The 18,405-nt window shown below is 29.0% G+C and carries 14 protein-coding genes and 1 riboswitch; of the genes, 11 read left to right on the top strand and 3 right to left on the bottom strand.

All coding sequences use genetic code 11. From position 1 onward, the window contains the following. Window positions 1-33: 33 nt before the first annotated feature. On the top strand, window positions 34-1,662 hold the full coding sequence (locus KGF52_RS11710) for a Na/Pi cotransporter family protein (protein WP_227828295.1): 1,629 nt from the start codon (window positions 34-36) through the stop codon (window positions 1,660-1,662). A 181-nt stretch (window positions 1,663-1,843) separates the two neighbouring features. On the opposite strand, the gene KGF52_RS11705 is transcribed toward KGF52_RS11710, so the two are convergent. Next, window positions 1,844-2,680, bottom strand: coding sequence for an alpha/beta fold hydrolase (locus KGF52_RS11705; RefSeq protein ID WP_227840312.1), 837 nt, complete (start codon window positions 2,678-2,680; stop codon window positions 1,844-1,846). Between the two features lie 453 nt (window positions 2,681-3,133). On the opposite strand from KGF52_RS11705, the gene KGF52_RS11700 reads away from it, so the two are divergent. From KGF52_RS11700 to proC, 5 genes are all read left to right on the top strand, one after another. Then, window positions 3,134-4,483 (top strand): glucose-6-phosphate isomerase, encoded by a 1,350-nt coding sequence (locus tag KGF52_RS11700; protein WP_227828297.1) that lies wholly within the window; start codon window positions 3,134-3,136, stop codon window positions 4,481-4,483. A gap of 153 nt (window positions 4,484-4,636) precedes the next feature. Continuing rightward, the gene (gene htrA / locus KGF52_RS11695) at window positions 4,637-5,716 is read left to right on the top strand and encodes a serine protease HtrA (protein WP_227828298.1); all 1,080 of its coding nucleotides are present in this window, start codon (window positions 4,637-4,639) and stop codon (window positions 5,714-5,716) included. Between the two features lie 346 nt (window positions 5,717-6,062). Next, window positions 6,063-6,971, top strand: a complete 909-nt coding sequence (locus tag KGF52_RS11690; RefSeq protein ID WP_227840311.1) for a trans-4-hydroxy-L-proline dehydratase activase — start codon at window positions 6,063-6,065, stop codon at window positions 6,969-6,971. A gap of 4 nt (window positions 6,972-6,975) precedes the next feature. Further along, complete coding sequence (gene hypD / locus KGF52_RS11685) at window positions 6,976-9,345, top strand: trans-4-hydroxy-L-proline dehydratase (RefSeq protein WP_227840310.1); 2,370 nt, start codon at window positions 6,976-6,978, stop codon at window positions 9,343-9,345. Window positions 9,346-9,650: 305 nt separating this feature from the next. Next, the gene (proC, locus tag KGF52_RS11680; protein WP_227840309.1) at window positions 9,651-10,454 is read left to right on the top strand and encodes a pyrroline-5-carboxylate reductase; all 804 of its coding nucleotides are present in this window, start codon (window positions 9,651-9,653) and stop codon (window positions 10,452-10,454) included. Between the two features lie 252 nt (window positions 10,455-10,706). Here the strand turns inward: proC and feoB are convergent, their stop codons facing one another. Together feoB and KGF52_RS11670 are read right to left on the bottom strand one after the other, a co-directional pair. Then, window positions 10,707-12,653 (bottom strand): ferrous iron transport protein B, encoded by a 1,947-nt coding sequence (gene feoB, locus KGF52_RS11675; RefSeq protein ID WP_227840308.1) that lies wholly within the window; start codon window positions 12,651-12,653, stop codon window positions 10,707-10,709. Window positions 12,654-12,670: 17 nt separating this feature from the next. Further along, window positions 12,671-12,889: a FeoA family protein gene (locus KGF52_RS11670; protein WP_227433680.1), complete on the bottom strand. Its 219-nt coding sequence runs from the start codon at window positions 12,887-12,889 to the stop codon at window positions 12,671-12,673. 206 nt (window positions 12,890-13,095) lie between these two features. Here KGF52_RS11670 and KGF52_RS11665 point away from each other — a divergent pair, with 206 nt between their 5' ends. From KGF52_RS11665 to KGF52_RS11645, 5 genes are all read left to right on the top strand, one after another. Beyond that, entirely contained in the window at window positions 13,096-13,605 is a 510-nt protein-coding gene (locus tag KGF52_RS11665) for a Gx transporter family protein (RefSeq protein ID WP_227828303.1), read from the top strand. A 77-nt stretch (window positions 13,606-13,682) separates the two neighbouring features. After that, window positions 13,683-13,844 carry an aspartyl-phosphate phosphatase Spo0E family protein gene (locus KGF52_RS11660; protein ID WP_021386276.1) on the top strand — a complete coding sequence of 54 codons (162 nt, stop codon included), beginning with the start codon at window positions 13,683-13,685 and terminating at the stop codon, window positions 13,842-13,844. A 181-nt stretch (window positions 13,845-14,025) separates the two neighbouring features. Beyond that, the gene (locus KGF52_RS11655) at window positions 14,026-14,691 is read left to right on the top strand and encodes an MgtC/SapB family protein (RefSeq protein WP_227828304.1); all 666 of its coding nucleotides are present in this window, start codon (window positions 14,026-14,028) and stop codon (window positions 14,689-14,691) included. Between the two features lie 66 nt (window positions 14,692-14,757). Next, complete coding sequence (pepF, locus tag KGF52_RS11650; protein ID WP_227840307.1) at window positions 14,758-16,542, top strand: oligoendopeptidase F; 1,785 nt, start codon at window positions 14,758-14,760, stop codon at window positions 16,540-16,542. A gap of 256 nt (window positions 16,543-16,798) precedes the next feature. Continuing rightward, window positions 16,799-17,632, top strand: a complete 834-nt coding sequence (locus KGF52_RS11645; RefSeq protein ID WP_227828306.1) for a phosphate ABC transporter substrate-binding protein — start codon at window positions 16,799-16,801, stop codon at window positions 17,630-17,632. Window positions 17,633-17,885: 253 nt separating this feature from the next. Continuing rightward, window positions 17,886-17,969, top strand: a riboswitch (cyclic di-GMP riboswitch). Window positions 17,970-18,405: the final 436 nt, after the last annotated feature.

Here is an 18,405-nt window from a genome sequence, read left to right as displayed (position 1 = left end):
AATATAGTAATCTCTTTACAAGGAGGAAATAATTTGAACATTATAATAAGTCTAATGGGTGGATTAGGGCTGTTCTTATATGGTATGAACCTTATGGGAGAAGGTCTACAAAAATCTGCTGGGACAAAATTAAAAAAGATAATAAAATTACTTACTAGTAATCTATTTATGGGAGTTTTAGTAGGTACAGGAGTTACAGCAGTAATACAAAGTTCAAGTGCTACTACTGTAATGGTTGTTGGTTTTGTAAATGCAGGAATAATGACTTTAAAACAAGCAATAGGGGTTATAATGGGTGCTAATATAGGTACTACTGTTACAGCCCAATTAGTATCTTTTGATTTAACTGGAATGGCTCCAGTAGCATTAGGTATAGGTATTATACTTTATTTATTTGGAAATAAACCTAGAATAAAAAATATAGCTGAAATACTTATAGGTTTTGGGATATTATTTACAGGTATGGATTTTATGAAAATGGCAGTTGAGCCATTAAAAGACTATCAAGGATTCACTGATTTACTTGTTACATTTGGTAATTATCCACTACTTGGATTATTATTAGGGTTTGGTATTACAGCAATAATACAGAGTTCAAGTGCATCTATGGGTATGTTGGTTGCATTAGCAGCAGAAGGTTTAATCCCATTGGCAGCAGCATTACCAATTCTTTATGGTCAAAATATTGGTACATGTGTAACTTCATTGTTATCAAGTATTGGTGCTAATAAAAATGCACGAAGAGCAGCTATGATGCATTTAATCTTCAATGTTTTGGGAACAGTAATATTCTTAGTGTTGTTGAATAAACCAATTGTAAATTTAGTTACAAGTTGGGACCCAAGTAATGTTGCAAGACAAATAGCTAATACACACACATTGTTTAATATTATATCTGTCTTAATACTTCTACCATTTACAAAGATTATCATAAAACTAGCAATTAAGCTTGTTCCTGATAAAGCTGGTGACGCAGATGAAGATGAAGCTAAGACTATTAAATATATAGATGATAGAATGATAGAAACTCCTTCTATAGCTCTTGCTAATACGATAAAAGAAGCACTTCGTATGGGAGAAAAAGCTAAGGAAAGTTTAAATGCATCTATGGAAGCGTTAGTAGAACATTCAACTGAAAAAATAGATAAAACATACAGACGTGAAAAGTTAATAAATGATTTACAAAAAGCTATTTTAAATTACTTGCTTAAACTTTCAAAAGCACCTTTAGATGATCATTCCAGAGAAGTTGTGGATACCTTATTTAATACAGTTAATGATATAGAAAGAATTGGTGACCATGCTAAAAATATAGCTGAATTATCTCAAGTTGCAATAGATTCAAATATTTCTTTCTCTAAAGAAGGACAATCTGAACTTGATATTATGTACAATAAAGTCGTTTCATCATATACTTATGCCTTAGAATCAATGAGAACTGATAATGTAGACTTGGCTTATAAAGTTATAAAAATTGAAGAGCAAGTTGATATAATGGAGAAATCTTGTAGAGCTAATCATATGTATAGATTGAATAATAACTTATGTAGTATAGAGAATGGTGTTATCTATTTAGATGTAATAAGTAATCTAGAGAGAATTTCTGACCATGCTGTCAACATAGCACAACAAGTTATAGCTAAAAGGTTAGGAAAGGATTAAAAATAATATCTTAAAATGATGTAAGAATTAAAATAAAGAATAAACAAAAAATAAACTCTAGATGATAGTTTAGAGTTTATTTTTTTATTGATTAATTACTGAAAATCCAATCATCTTTATTGTATAACTGTTTATTGTTTACCATATTTTAATCAACCTAAGTAAATAGGATTCTAGTTTTCTAAACTAAATACTTTGAAAGAAATTTCTCTGATATTTCAGCAATTTCTTTATATACAAATTTATATAGATTATGTGGATAATCAAATAATTCATATTGAGCAATTTTAATATTATTTAAATATTGTAAAGGATGGTTTATCCAACTCTGTTTTTCTATCCCAGTTCCTTCTCCATTTGATATAAAGAAAAGCATTGGAATCTGTAAATATGGATTGTCCCTTTCTATTAGAGCAATCGTATTTCTTAAATTTTTGGCTTCACTAATCCAATTTTGATTGGCAAGATTATGATATAACACGTTTTCAAGCTCTTTCTTTTCTATTAATGGAATACAATGTTCTTCTACTAATTGCTCTATTAAAGCGTTGGTTGTTACTTTTCTGAGGTGTTCATCATTTGATAGCTCTATTAGTTTATTTGTAGCATCATCTATGTTAAAGTCTCTATTATAGCATTCTGGTGTTGCGGGATCAATACCAATAATACCAGCAATTTCAGAAGGATTTTGCTGTCCCCAACGGAGAGCCTCTAAAAATCCCACACTATGTGCTACTAGTACAATAGGTGTTTTTATTCCTAACTCTTGTAGTATGCATCTGTACTCATGAACAACAACATTTATATTTCGGTTATTCTCAGATAAATCACTATGTCCGTAGCCCAGTTTTTCGATTCCAATCACTCGATAGGTTTTTGCTAACGTTTTTGCTAAAGACATATATTCAAAATTTGGGAAAGGTATGCCTGAACCTGATAAAAGCACTAAAGTAATGGAACCTTGACCATATGAATATATAAAATTCTTCTTACCATTTATTTCAATAAATTTTTTCATGAGAACTGTACCTCCAACTTAAGTTTATTTACATTTACCTATTGAGTATGTATAAAGCATATTTCAATCAGTTTAAACAAAACATTATTTTTTGTCAATCCTTACTGTAGTGTATTTTAATTCTTTATGAAATCCAGATAGGTATTTGAAGATATAACATCTAAAAATCATTTAAAGAATATGTTGTAATAGATGACAAATACCTTATCCATCCAGTATTTGGGAGTCATGTGCATCTAAAAGGAAGTTTGAAAGTGAGATAAAACCTATATTTGGTATAATTTTATTTAATTAAAATTTTATAATTGGCAAATAGTTGTAATATTTAGAAGAATCGATTTCCTAATAATGCTTGAGGATATATGTATTATTTTGTGGCAAACTTTTTAAAAAAACACCTAGATTTTGTGTTATAATCTCTGTAAAACGCATATGCTGAAAAGAGGGATTTAAATGGGAAAAATAAATTTTGATTATAGTAAAGCTACGGAATTTTTTTGCCAAAAAGAAATAGATGTCATGCAGCCGTATGTAGATGTGGCACATGATATGTTACATAATAAAACTGGTTTAGGAAATACTTTTTTAGGATGGATAGACCTTCCTAAAAATTATGATAAGGAAGAGTTTGCTAGAATAAAAAAATCTGCTGAAAAGATAAAGTCTGACTCAGAGGTTCTTTTAGTAATCGGTATAGGAGGCTCTTATTTGGGTTCAAGAGCTGCTATAGACATGGTAAGTCATTCTTTTAGAAATGGGCTTAAAAAAGAGCAAAGAAATGCTCCTGAAGTATATTTTGTAGGTCATAATATAAGTTCAACATATATTATGGATTTACTAGATGTAATTGAAGGTAAAGATGTTTCTGTAAATGTAATATCTAAATCAGGTACTACTACAGAGCCAGCTCTTGCTTTTAGAATATTTAAAAATTATCTAGAAAAAAAATATGGAAAAGAAGAAGCTAGAAAGAGAATATATGCAACAACAGATTCAAGTAAAGGTGCACTTAGACAATTAGCTACAGAAGAAGGGTATGAGACTTTTGTAATACCAGATGATGTAGGTGGTCGTTTTTCTGTATTGACAGCTGTTGGATTACTTCCTATTGCAGCTGCAGGACTTGATATTGATGCCATGATGAATGGTGCAAATGATGCTCGTGAAGCATTTCAAAATTCTGACTTAAAAAATAATGACAGTTATAAATATGCTGTAGCTAGAACAATTTTACATAGAAAAGGAAAAGATGTAGAGTTATTGGTTAACTATGAACCTCAACTACATTATGTGAGTGAGTGGTGGAAACAACTTTATGGAGAAAGTGAAGGAAAAGAAAATAAAGGCTTATTCCCTGCTTCTGTAGATTTTTCAACAGATTTACATTCTATGGGACAATATATTCAAGATGGAAAAAGACTTTTATTTGAAACAGTACTTAATGTTGAAAGTTCTAAGAGAAATATAACTATAAATTCAGAAGAAGTAGATTTAGATGGTTTAAATTATTTAGCAGGCAAAACTGTAGATTTTGTAAATCATAAAGCTTTTGAAGGGACTTTATTAGCACATACTGATGGAAAAGTGCCTAACTTAGTAATAAATATACCTCAATTAGATGAGTATAATTTTGGATACTTAGTGTATTTCTTTGAAAAAGCTTGTGGAATAAGTGGATATTTACTAGGAGTTAATCCATTTGACCAACCAGGAGTAGAAGCATACAAGAAAAATATGTTTGCTTTGCTAGGAAAACCAGGTTATGAAAAGGAAAAAGAAGAATTAGAAAAAAGACTTAAATAATTTTAGATAGTTAAGGTTTAATTAAGATTAGAATAATATAATGAAATCATCGAAAGAGAGTTTACTCAAAATAGATGATTTCATTTTTTTATGGAAAATTGGGAAAAATATATTTTGATAATTTATATTATATTAGATAGGGAGTGGTGTGAGATGTCAAGAAGAAAGAAAGGTATAAGTTTAGTAATATTAGTCGCTATAATAAGTTCAATACTTAGTAGTTTACTAACAATAATTTTAGTTAAAGATAATTTAGGAAGTAAATCTACAGGAAGTTCTACACCTATAGTTGTAAATGATGATGGAAAGAGCCAAAATATTTATCAAGCAGTTGCAGAAAAGGCAACACCATCTGTTGTAGGTATTACGACAACTAGTGTCGATACTAGTAATATGTTTGCAATACCAACTGAAACACAAGGAGTAGGAACTGGGATTATAGTAGATTCAAATGGATATATACTTACTAATTCTCATGTTATATCAGATGGTCAAGCAACTAGTGTTAATGTTTTATTTAATGATGGTTCAACAACATCAGGTAAAGTGGTATGGTTTGACCAACAACTTGATTTGGCTATAGTTAAAGTTGATAAAACTGGATTAACACCAGCTGAATTTGCAGATAGTGATAAAGTAAAAGTTGGAGATATATCAATAGCAATAGGTAACCCACTTGGACTAGACTTCCAAAAGACAGTTACTCAAGGGATAATAAGTGGATTAGATAGAACTATACAAACAGAAAAAACTAATATGACAGGATTATTACAAACTGATGCAAGTATAAATGCAGGAAATAGTGGAGGGCCGTTGTTAAATCAAAAGGGTCAAGTAATTGGTATAAATACAGCAAAAGCTTCTCAAGCAGAAGGGTTAGGATTTGCGATACCAATCAATACAGCTAAAAGCATAGTTGAAGAAGTAATAAAAACTGGAAAATATGAAAAAGTAACTTTAGGTATAAAAGGAACAGATGTATCAAATTATGAAGCAGCTACAGGTACAAAATTAAGTACTGACAAAGGAGTATATGTTGCAGAAGTGATATCTGGTTCATCAGCAGAAAAAGCAGGAGTAAAAGTAGGGGATATTATAACTAAAGTAGGAGATGCAGATATAACTGGTATGAATGACCTTAATAAAAAGTTATATACTTTCTCAAAAGGTGCTAGCACAAAACTTACATTAAATAGAGGCGGAAAAGCAGTAACAATAAATGTAAAATTCTAAATGTGACTAGAGAAACAGAGACTACATGGTAAAGTGTAGTCTCTATTTTTATTTAATTTTTATAGTATATATATCTAAATTAATTAAAATAACATATTGTTTATAGAGATTATCTATATTTACTTATAAAAATAAAATTAATAAATATTTAAATTTAATTTATAAAATCAATATAAATATCATAATAAAATAAAATTTTTTAATATTACTAAAAAAATATAGACAAAATAATAACAAATATAGTATTATGTAATTGTAGAAATGCTTTTCATAGAAATGACCTATGAAGATGAATTACATAAAGATGAAAAAAATAAAATGGATATTCTTTAGGGGTGAAAAAATTATGAATCCATTAGTTATAAATTTACAAAAATGTAGTATACATGATGGTCCAGGGATAAGAAGTACAGTTTTTTTTAAAGGATGCCCACTTGAATGTGTTTGGTGTCATAATCCAGAAAGTCAAACATATACAAAACAAGTTTTGTATAATGAAGAGAGATGTTCAAGATGTGAAGCATGTATAAATATATGTCCTCACAAAGCAATTTACAAAGGTGAAGCGAAAATATGTCTAGACCAAGATAAATGTAAGTTTTGTGAAACTTGTTTAGATTATTGTATAAACAATGCTAGAGAAATAGTTGGTCAAGAGTATTCTGTTAAAGAACTGGTTAAAGAGATAGAAAAAGATAGAATTTTCTATGAAGAATCAGGTGGAGGAGTAACTTTATCAGGTGGAGAAGTAATGGCTCAAGACATGGATTTTATTTGTGGAGTAATAAACATGTGTAAATCAAAGGGAATTCATGTAGCAATTGATACTTGTGGATATGCAAAGTCAGAAAATTATGAAAGAGTTGCTAAATATGCAGATTTGTTCTTATACGATATTAAACTTATTGATGAGGAAAAACATATAAAATTTACAGGAAAATCAAATGATTTAATACTTAAAAATGTTAAACTTTTGAGTGAATCAGGAGCTAATATAAATATAAGAATACCATTAATTGTAGGAGTAAATGTAGATGATGAAAATTTAGAGGTTAAAAAAATGATAGAATTTTTAAAGCCTTTGAATATAAAAGATGTAAGTCTTCTTCCATATCATAATATTGGTAAACATAAGTATGATAAAATTTATAAAAAATATGAAGGAGAAGAGTTACAAAGACCTACTGAAGAAAAATTAGAAGAAATAAAAAGGCTGTTTGAAGCAAGTAATTTCAATACTAAGATTGGGGGGTAATAAAATGTCAAGAGGAACTTTTGAAAGAACTAAAAAATTAAGAGAAGAAAGTGTTAATGCAGAACCACACATATCTATTGAAAGAGCAGTACTTATGACAGAAGCTTATAAAAAATATGAAGGAAGTGTAGAAATTCCTGTACTTCGTGCTTTATCATTTAAACATTACATTGAAAATAGAACTCTTAGTATAAATGATGGAGAATTAATAGTAGGCGAAAAAGGAGATTCACCTAATGGAGCACCAACATATCCAGAAATTTGTTGTCATACAATGGAAGATTTAGAAGTAATGCATAATAGAGACATAATAAATTTTAGTGTATCTGAAGAATCTAGAAAAATACATCAAGAGGAAATAATACCTTTCTGGAAAAAGAGACAAACAAGAGATAAGATAATAAATGCTATGACACCTGAATGGTTAGCAGCATATGAAGCAGGTATGTTTACAGAGTTTATGGAACAAAGAGCTCCAGGACACACAGTTTGTGGAGATACAATATATAAAAAAGGATTTTTAGATTTAAAGAAAGATATAGAAGCAAGACTAAAAGAATTAGATTTCCTTAATGACTTAGATGCATACAACAAAAAAGCTGATTTAGAAGCTATGGCAATCGCTTGTGATGCAATGGTTATATTAGGAAAGAGATATGCTGAAAAGGCAAGAAAAATGGCAGAAGAAGAAACTGATGAAGCTAAGAAAAAAGACCTATTGTTAATTGCTGAAACTTGTGATGTTGTACCAGCTCATAAGCCAGAAACTTACCATCAAGCTATACAAATGTACTGGTTTGTTCATATAGGGGTTACTACTGAGCTTAATATATGGGATGCATTTACTCCAGGAAGACTAGACCAACATTTAAATCCTTTCTATGAAAGAGATGTAGAAAATGGAATATTAGATAGAGAAAAAGCACAAGAATTACTTGAATGTTTATGGGTTAAATTTAACAATCAACCAGCACCACCAAAAGTTGGTATAACATTAAAAGAGAGTAGCACATATACAGACTTTGCAAACATAAATACTGGTGGAATAAATCCAGATGGTCAAGATGGTGTTAATGAAGTTAGTTATATAATACTTGATGTTATGGATGAAATGAAATTAATACAACCTAGTTCAAATGTTCAAATAAGTAAAAAGACTCCTCAAAAATTCTTAAAGAGAGCTTGTGAAATATCAAGAAAAGGATGGGGTCAACCAGCATTTTATAATACTGAAGCAATAGTTCAAGAGCTTATGGAAGCTGGTAAAACTATAGAAGATGCAAGACTTGGAGGAACTAGTGGTTGTGTTGAAACTGGATGTTTTGGTAAAGAAGCATATGTTTTAACTGGATATATGAATATTCCAAAAATACTTGAATTAACATTAAATAACGGTTATGACCCAATTGCTAAAAAGCAAATAGGTATTAAAACTGGAGACCCTAGAGATTTTAAATCTTATGAAGAATTATTTGATGCATTTAAAAAGCAGTTACATTATATGATTGATATAAAAATACAAGGAAATGCTGTAATAGAAAATATATGCGCAAAACATATGCCTTGTCCACTTATGTCTACAATAGTTGATGATTGTATAGCAAAAGGCAAAGACTATCAAAGAGGTGGAGCAAGATATAATACTAGATATATACAAGGTGTTGGTATAGGAACTATAACAGATAGTTTAACAGCAATAAAATATAATGTATTTGACAAGAAAAAATTTGATATGGATACATTACTTAAGGCACTTGATTCTAATTTTGAGGGATATGAAGCTATACTTAACATAGTTGCAAATAAAACTCCTAAGTATGGAAATGATGATGATTATGCTGATGGAATAATGGAAGAAATATTTAATGCATATTACAATGAAGTAACTGGTAGACCAACTGTTTGTGGTGGAGAATATAGAGTAGATATGTTGCCAACTACTTGCCATGTATACTTTGGAGAAATTATGGGAGCAAGTGCAAATGGTAGACTTTGTGCAAAACCAGTTTCAGAAGGAATCTCTCCAGAAAAAGGTGGAGATACTAATGGACCTACAGCAGTTATAAAATCTTGTGCTAAGATGGACCACATAAAAACTGGTGGAACATTGTTAAATCAAAGATTTGCGCCATCAGTAGTGCAAGGTGAAAAAGGATTAGACAATATGGCTAATCTGGTAAGAGCATACTTTAATATGGATGGACATCATATACAATTCAATGTATTTGATAAAAATGTATTATTGGAGGCTCAAAAGAATCCTCAAGATTACAAAGACTTAATAGTTAGAGTTGCAGGATATAGTGACCATTTCAATAATTTAAGTAGAACATTACAAGATGAGATAATAGGTAGAACTGAGCAAACATTCTAGGATTGTTTGTAAATGAAACTTCTTACTATATAAAAATGTAGCTGGTATAATGGTATATATATTACTAGATAACATTTTAAAAAATTTTAGATTAATTCTGAGCTAACTTTCTGGATGGGAAGTTAGCTCGTTGAGTTTAATGAAAAAATCGTTAAATTTATATTTAATAAACTATATAAAGAAGTAATTTATAATAATCATAATAAAATTATATTTTATAATAACTAAGATAATTTTAAGCAGTTAAAATATTGTAAATTTAGCTACTTTAAAATAAAAACTAATAGAAAAAGAGGAGATTTGATATGAAAACTTTAGGATTTATTGGTTCAGGAAATATGGGAAGTGCAATGATAGGTGGTATAGTAAAATCAGGATTAGTAAAAGCAGAAGATATAACTGTATCAGACTTAAGTCAAGTTGCTTTAGATAAAGTAAAAGAACAATTTGGAATAAATACTACAACTGATTCAAAGGTAGCTGTTGCAAATTCAGATGTAGTGATAGTAGCACTTAAGCCTAATATATGTGAAAAAGCTTTAGCTCCACTTAAAGAATTAATAGATGCAAGTAAAATAATAGTATCAATAGCAGCAGGAAAAACTATAGAAACTCTTGAAAGCATTATAGGTTCAGATAAAAAGATAGTAAGAGTAATGCCAAATACTCCAGCACTTGTTGGAGAAGGTATGTCAGCTCTTTGTAAAAATGCAAATGTAACTGCTGAAGAATTGAATATGATTAAAGCTCTATTTGAATCATTTGGAGAAGCAGAAATAGTAGCAGAATATTTAATGGATACGGTTACAGGTATTAGCGGTTCTTCTCCTGCATATGTATTTATGTTTATAGAAGCTATTGCAGACGCAGCAGTACTAGCTGGTATGCCAAGACAGCAAGCTTATAAATTTGCATCTCAAGCCGTTATGGGCTCTTCTAAGATGGTTCTTGAAACTGGAAAACATCCAGGTGAATTAAAAGATATGGTTTGTTCTCCAGCAGGAACTACTATAGAAGCAGTTAGAGTGTTAGAAGAAGAAGGATTTAGATCAGCAGTTATAAAATCTATTGTTGCTTGTGTAGATAAATCTAAAGATATGAGCAAATAATTGATTTTAGATATATGCGTTTTTTCGCATTAGCTTGAAGCAATAGAAATTTGCCTAGACGAAAATGAAAATGTTAGTCTAAATTAGCTAGAAGAATACAGCTTTTTTATAAATTTTATAACTTTAAAATAAAAACGGTATAGCACTTAATTATGCTATACCGTTAATTATTCCAAAAAATTTTCTTATGAATCTATCCTTTAGAAGATAATACCATAATTTATTTACTTTTAAATATAAGATATCTATATATTAATGTATACTACTTTTTTTGTTATCATCTTCATCTATTGAGCAAGAATTAGAACCTGGACATCCAGAGCAACCAGAACATCCACTACAGCTACTTCCATTTTTTGTAGATTTAAATTTATTAAACAAAATTAAAAATGCAAGAACTATGATTATTCCACCAACTAAAGCTTCCATTATTGAATTTCCCATAAATAGTACTCCACCAATGCTTTTAACTATAAAAGCCATTATCCATGCTAATATAAATTGATATGCAAATGATGCAAACATCATCTTATTGCCATATTCTTTTTTCATAGTTGCAAGAGCAGCTATACATGGAGTATATAGAGCTGTAAATATTAAGAATGTATATGCAGTAACGCCATTAAATATTGTTGGCAATACAACAGTCAAATTACCATATAGTATATTCAAAGAGTTTACCACGATTTCTTTTGCTCCAAGACCACTTAAGATAGCAACTGAAGTTCTCCAGTCATCAAAACCAAGAGGTTTAAATATAGGAGATATAATATGCCCTATAGTAGCTAAAAAGCTTACATTTATATCTTCTGTAAATCCAAATACATTAAATGAAGAAAGTCCCCAAATAACAACTGACATTGCAAACATTACAGTAACAACTCTTATTAAAAATCCTTTTGATTTATTCCAAGTATTTTTAATAAGTGCATCTATAGTAGGTATTCTATATTCTGGTAACTCTAATATAAATGGTTCAGCTTCTGTCTTAAAAGCTGTTTTATTTAAAAATAGTGCAACCACAATTGCCATAACTATACCAACTAAGTATAATGATGTAGTTACTAAAGCAGCATTGTGTGGGAAAAATATAGCTACAAATAATGCATATATAGGTAGCTTTGCTCCACAAGTCATAAGTGGTGCAATAAGAGCTGTAACTCTTCTGTCTTTTTCACTTTCTAGTGTTCTAGTTGCCATTATAGCAGGAGAAGAACATCCCATACCCATAACTATAGGTATAAAAGCTTTACCAGATAGACCAACCTTTCTCATAACCTTATCCATCAAAAATGCTGTTCTTGACATATATCCACTATCTTCAAATAGAGATATACCAAAGAATAATGTAAATATTAAAGGGAAGAATGGTAAAGTACCACCAACACCTCCAATTATACCATCAACAATAAGTGATTTAAACCATGGACTAGAGTTAGCTAACATATCACTAACAGGTGTAGAGATATAAGCCTCTATAAGGCCTGCAAAGCCTTCTTGAAGTGGACCTCCAACCCAATCAAAGGTGAACTTAAATAAAAGAAACAATACACCAATAAATATAGGATAGGCTAATATAGGATTTAAAACTATATTGTCTATTTTATCACTGATAGATTTTTTTTGTGTATATGTAGTCTTTGTACATCTTGATAAGATAGATTCCAACTTCTTATATGTTTCTGTTTCACTTCCAAAGTCTGTTCGATATTTAAATGATTTTTTAGTAGCATCTTTAATTTCTGCTTCTATTTTTTCTACACCATCTTTCTTTTTTGCGATGATTGGAACAACGATTACTCCAAGTTCTTCACTTAATTTTTTATCATCTATATTAACACCTTTAGATTCTGCAATATCTAACATGTTAAGCAGTATAACTATAGGTTTATTAAATTGCATAAGTTGAGTTGTTAAGTAGAGATTTCTCGATAAGTTAGAAGCATCTACTACATTTACTATTACATCAACATCTTCATTTTCTAAATATGACTTAGAAACCTTTTCTTCATTTGAGAAAGTATCCATTGCATATATACCAGGTAAATCTACAACCTTTATTTCTTTCCCAATAAATCCTTCTTTTTTTTCAATAGTAACACCAGGCCAGTTACCAACATACTGATTTGAGCCTGTAAGCAGGTTAAAAACAGTAGTCTTACCAACATTCGGGTTTCCTAATAATGCTACATTAATCACGGGTAGCTCCTCCTCTATTATTGTAAAGAAATATTTTTAGCATCAGATTTTCTAATAGCTAGGTCAAATCCTCTAAATCTAATTATAATTGGGTCTCCAAATGGGGCAACCTTTTTAACTTCTATTTCAGTACTATTTATACATCCAAGTGCAAGTAATCTTTTAGATAATTTAATATCTCCATCTATATTATTAATAAGTCCTTTTTCTCCTATTTTCAAATCGTAAACAGTCATTATTAACACCTCCTAATGAAATTCATTATCATTAAAATTGTAACAAGTATGATACAAAAAGTCAAGGATTATAGGGGGAATTACAAGTTCAAATTACTGATATTTATTTTAAATATATTATAGAATATTTTAGTCTAAATTAGGTGTTTTTATATATTTTGTATTATAATGTAATATGATATATAAAATTTGGAGGAGTTAACTTAATGAAAACTAGAAAAATGACATTTTTAGGTCTTATGATAGGATACAGTCTAGCCTTATATGTGTTAGAGACATATATACCAAATCCTCTTATAGTTATATTTCCAGGAGCAAAATTGGGTTTGAGTAATATTATAACTTTAATTTCATTAATGTTGTTAGGTGTCAGAGATACTGTTATAATTGTTACTATCAGGGTAATTTTGTCATCAATATTTGCAGGTCCTCTATCTTATCTTTTATTTAGCATAGGAGGAGCTTATTTGAGCCTTTTATTTATGTATTTAGCAAGTAAAATAAAGGGATTATCAATGATAGGAATAAGTATTTTAGGGGCAATAGGGCATAATATAGGTCAATTAATAGTTGCAAGTTTAATAATAGAAAATATACTTGCTATAGGATACTTGCCATTTATGTTAATGGCATCATTAGTAACGGGTATGTTTGTAGGATTAGTATCTAGGTATACAGTACCCAAATTAAAGCATTTTTATAGTAAGTTTTATTGACATAATATTGACAAAATATAATATTGTTTGATAAAATGTATATAAAAATATACAAATTTGTAATAGTGGTGATTATTATGGCGAACAATGAATTAGAAACGTTAAAAAATGAAATTGAAGCAGTTAGGGAAGAGATAAATACATACATAGAATATCCAGAAATATTTCAAGAAGAGCTCGTAGAATCAAGTAAGAAAATAGATATATTAATAAATAAATACATGTACTTAAGCAAATAGCCCACAGTTGTGGGTTTTTTTGTATTAAAAATTAACAGATATTACTATTTCTCATATCTTAATAATAATATTAAGATATAAGATATTATCTCTGATATAGAAATTATCTGTATGATATGATGTGTGATGTGGAAGTTATTTATATGATATAAATTATAATTGGGTCGGGAGGTTTTATATTATGGGCGATATAGGAACTAAGGAGATAGCAATAAGATTATTATTAGCATTAGTTATAGGAGGCATAATAGGGCTAGAGAGAGAAAAGATAAGGCAGTTTGCAGGATTTAGAACACATATATTAATAGCAATAGGTTCTTGTATTACTTCAATAACTTCAATCCAGTTATTGTCTGACTATAGTTTATATACAAATGCTGACCCAGCAAGAATGCCTGCGCAAGTACTGTCAGGAATTGGTTTTTTAGGTGCAGGAGCAATTCTAAAGAACAAAGGTGGAGTGAAGGGGCTTACTACAGCCGCAGGTATGTGGGCAACTGCATGTATTGGTATAGCAGTTGGTTATGGTTATTATGAGCTAGCAATTTTGGGATGGTTGTTTGTAATGATAGCATTATTTGTGCTTAGGATACTAAATACGTTTCTATTTAGCCAAGAAAAAAATGTATTGATATTAAAAATAAATAATTTAGATTCAATACCTTTTTTATATGATAAATTTGAAAAAAATCAACTTATTGTAAGGAATATGGAAATAGAATGTCGTAGCGAAGAATATTGGAAAGTTAACTTTTTTATATCTTATGATAAGAGAATACACTTACATGATGTTATGAAAGAAATAAATATGATAGAAGGAGTAATAAATGTAGATTATTTGGACTAAAATATATACAATATATTTTGTAAAGCAAATAAAATATAAAAATGAATTAAAATAGAGGTGTATAATATGGGAACTGATAGAAGTACAATAGAAGAAAAATACAAATGGAAAATAGATAAGATGTACTCTACTAAAGAAGACATTGAAAAAGACATAAGTAAAGTAAAAAATCTTATTCAAGAAGTAAAAGAATACAAAGGTAAACTTTCTGAGAGTAAAGAAAATTTATACAAAGTATTAAGTATCTCTGAAAATGCATCTAGAATCATCCAAAATCTATATGTATATACTCACATGAAACAACATGAAGATACTAGAATCAATGATAATCAAGGAAGAGCCACTAAGACAGAAATGCTATCAACTGATTTAGGAGTGGCTACTTCTTATATAGTTCCAGAAATACTGTCTATAGAAGAAGACAGATTAAATGAATATTTAAAGGATGAGAAGTTATCATTTTATACCAAATATATAAAAGATATATTGAGAGATAAACCTCATACTTTGAGTGAAAGAGAAGAGGAAATACTTGCAGCTACATCTGAATTATCAACAGTTCCAGAAAGTGTATATGATATGTTAGCATATGCAGATATGGAATTTCCTGAGATAGAAGATGAAAAAGGTAATAAGGTTAAACTTTCTCATTCAAACTATTCTTTATTTATAAAAAGTAAAAATGGAAGAGTTAGGAAAGAAGCCTTTGAAGGAGAATTTTCTACTTATGGAAAATATAAAAACACATTTGCTTCAACACTTTATGGTGGAATAAAGTCAGAGATATTTTATGCAAAAACTAGAAAATATAATTCAGCAATAGAAGCATCTCTATTTTCAGATGATGTAAGCTTAGATGTTTATAATAACCTTATATCAGCAATAGATGAAAGTCTTCCTATTTTGAATAAGTATGTTGAACTTAAAAAGAAGTTCTTAGGATTAAATGAAATACACATGTATGACTTATATGTTCCTCTAACTGATAAATTTGATATGGATATACCTTATGAGAAAGCGCAGAGTATTATATTAGAAGCACTTAAGCCTCTAGGCGAAGAATACTTAAAAGTTATAAAAAATGCATTTGAAGAAGGTTGGATTGATGTATATGATAATGAAGGTAAAAAAGGAGGAGCTTACTCTTGGGGAAGCTATGATTCGCATCCTTATATACTAATGAGTTATAAAAATGACCTTAATTCTCTATTTACATTAATTCATGAATTAGGTCACTCTGTTCATAGCCATTATTCGAGAACAAGTCAGCCATTTTTATATTCAGATTATAAAATATTTGTTGCAGAAGTTGCATCTACATTAAATGAATTACTTCTTATAAATTATTTATTAGAAAATTCCAAGTCTAAAGATGAAACTATATATCTATTAAATTATTATTTAGAGCAATTTAGGACTACAGTTCATAGACAAACTATGTTTGCTGAATTTGAAAAAATTGTACATGAAAGAGTAGAAAGTGGAGAGCCTCTTACTGCTGATGAATTTACTGATATATACTATAAATTAAATGAGAAGTATTATGGAAAATCTGCAATAGTAGATGAGCAAATAGGGATAGAGTGGGCAAGAATTCCACATTTTTATTCAAATTTCTATGTGTATAAGTATGCTACAGGATTTTCTGCTGCAAGTGCGTTAAGTCAACAGATACTTTCAGAAGGTAGCACTGCTGTAGACAGATATATAAACTTCTTAAAAAGTGGAGGGTCAGAGTATCCTTTAGAACAATTGAAATCTGCTGGTGTAGACATGACGAAGAAACAATCTATAGAAGAAGCTTTAAATGTGTTTGCCAGTTTAGTTAATAAACTAGAAAAAGAATTATAAAATATGATAAATTAATAGATTAGATAAAAAAATATGAGAATATTATACGATGTATTATACTAGTATTGATTGAAGATTACTTAAAAAAATTAATCTAATTTTAAATATACTATATAAAATTAAATCTTTACATGCATTTAACAATATTTACATTTACTTAACCTCGCTCTAATATTCACTTAACAAAAAATATGTATTATTAAAATATAGCAAATATGAAAACAAAAAAATTAAAATATAAGCGGGGGTAAGTAAAATGTTCAAAAAGAAAATAGGAGTTCTTTTAGCTAGTACAATATTGGTTGGAGTCTTAGCAGTGGGATGTGGTTCTGACTCTGGAGGTTCAGGAGACTCAAGTAAAGTTTCTGTTTCAGGTTCAACTTCAATAGGTCCTCTTATGGAAACTATCGGAGAGAAGTTTCAGGAAAAAAATCAAGGTGTTAGTGTAGAAGTACAACAAATTGGTTCTTCTGGAGGTATAAAAAATGCAATAGAAGGAACATCTGAAATAGGTATGAGTTCAAGAGATTTAAAGGATGAAGAAAAAAGTGCTGGATTAAAGGAAACTAAGATAGCAATAGATGGGATAGCATTAATAACTAATAAGGACAACCCAGTAAAAAATCTTACAATGGACCAAATAAAAGGTATATACACAGGAAAGATAACTAACTGGAAAGAAGTTAACGGAAATGATGCACCAATAGTAATAGTATCAAGAGAAGAAGGTTCAGGAACTAGAGATGGATTTCAAGAAATTGTAGGATTCAAGTCAGAAGAATTAACTAAAGATGCACAAATAAGTGATGGTTCAGGAAATATAAAAACTACAGTTGAAGGAAATAAAAATGCTATAGGATATATATCATTTGGATATGTTGATGAGAAAGTAAATAGTTTAAAAGTAAATGATGTTGATGCAACTGATGCTAATGTAATAGCTAATAAATATCCAATATCAAGACCATTTATATTAGTTAATAAAGAAGATAACTTATCAGAAAAAGGTAAAGCTTTGATAGATTATATATTGAGTGATGAAGGACAAGCACTTGTCTCAGAAAAAGGATTCATTAAAGTTAATCAATAAGATAAAGTTAATCATTAAGATAAAAATTTAACATAAAAAATATATGATACCCTGCAAAGTGAGCTTATAAAAATGCTACTATAACTTGCAGGGTATTGTCTATTATTGATGATAGAAATATAAACATTTTTAAGTAAAAAATATATACAGTTAGTACATTATATTTAAAAAATATGTAAATATTGACAAGATAATATTACAATGTTAGAATAGAAAGGAAATTTATCAGGACAATTTAAACACGTTTAATGAAAATATTTTAGAAACTGAGAAGTATACCTTATTATTGGGCATCTAGAGGTATATGGAGTTAGTGGTGCAACCGGCTATGAATATAATTTTATATTGCATAGCTTTTTTTGTTTTAAATTTAACATAATTGATATAAAATTTGAAAATGATAAGTATTAATAACTTTACTTATATGTATAAATGGCTATATTTAGCCAAAGTAGCCCTTTGTTGGAAAAATGGAACTTAAAGTCATTATATATCATCAAGATAAGATATTTATAGAAACTTGTCCATTAGCCAGCTTGAGTATTGATTTATACGGTTTATATGGTTATAATATAAAATAAATTGTATTATTTTAGTAAATATATTGTTATAAAAAAATTATATTATGTATTTTAATTAATTATAAAGTTTTTATCATTTCATTATAATTGCATTATATTTTTTTAAAAATATCCCTTTTCCAACAAAGGGCTACTTTGGCTAAATATAGCCATTTATACATATAAGTAAAGTTATTAATACTTATCATTTTC

It is taken from the genome of Clostridioides sp. ZZV15-6597, assembly GCF_020657815.1.
In the GTDB taxonomy this organism is placed as follows: domain Bacteria; phylum Bacillota; class Clostridia; order Peptostreptococcales; family Peptostreptococcaceae; genus Clostridioides.
This window is presented reverse-complemented; position numbering and strand designations above follow the sequence as displayed.

Coding starts and splice junctions, on each gene's coding strand:
- KGF52_RS11660 (WP_021386276.1), top strand. CDS start 13,683: ATGGCGAACAATGAATTAGAAACGTTAAAAAATGAAATTGAAGCAGTT.
- KGF52_RS11705 (WP_227840312.1), bottom strand. CDS start 2,680: ATGAAAAAATTTATTGAAATAAATGGTAAGAAGAATTTTATATATTCA.
- KGF52_RS11670 (WP_227433680.1), bottom strand. CDS start 12,889: ATGACTGTTTACGATTTGAAAATAGGAGAAAAAGGACTTATTAATAAT.
- KGF52_RS11665 (WP_227828303.1), top strand. CDS start 13,096: ATGAAAACTAGAAAAATGACATTTTTAGGTCTTATGATAGGATACAGT.
- hypD (WP_227840310.1), top strand. CDS start 6,976: ATGTCAAGAGGAACTTTTGAAAGAACTAAAAAATTAAGAGAAGAAAGT.
- pepF (WP_227840307.1), top strand. CDS start 14,758: ATGGGAACTGATAGAAGTACAATAGAAGAAAAATACAAATGGAAAATA.
- KGF52_RS11645 (WP_227828306.1), top strand. CDS start 16,799: ATGTTCAAAAAGAAAATAGGAGTTCTTTTAGCTAGTACAATATTGGTT.
- KGF52_RS11690 (WP_227840311.1), top strand. CDS start 6,063: ATGAATCCATTAGTTATAAATTTACAAAAATGTAGTATACATGATGGT.
- htrA (WP_227828298.1), top strand. CDS start 4,637: ATGTCAAGAAGAAAGAAAGGTATAAGTTTAGTAATATTAGTCGCTATA.
- KGF52_RS11700 (WP_227828297.1), top strand. CDS start 3,134: ATGGGAAAAATAAATTTTGATTATAGTAAAGCTACGGAATTTTTTTGC.
- KGF52_RS11655 (WP_227828304.1), top strand. CDS start 14,026: ATGGGCGATATAGGAACTAAGGAGATAGCAATAAGATTATTATTAGCA.
- proC (WP_227840309.1), top strand. CDS start 9,651: ATGAAAACTTTAGGATTTATTGGTTCAGGAAATATGGGAAGTGCAATG.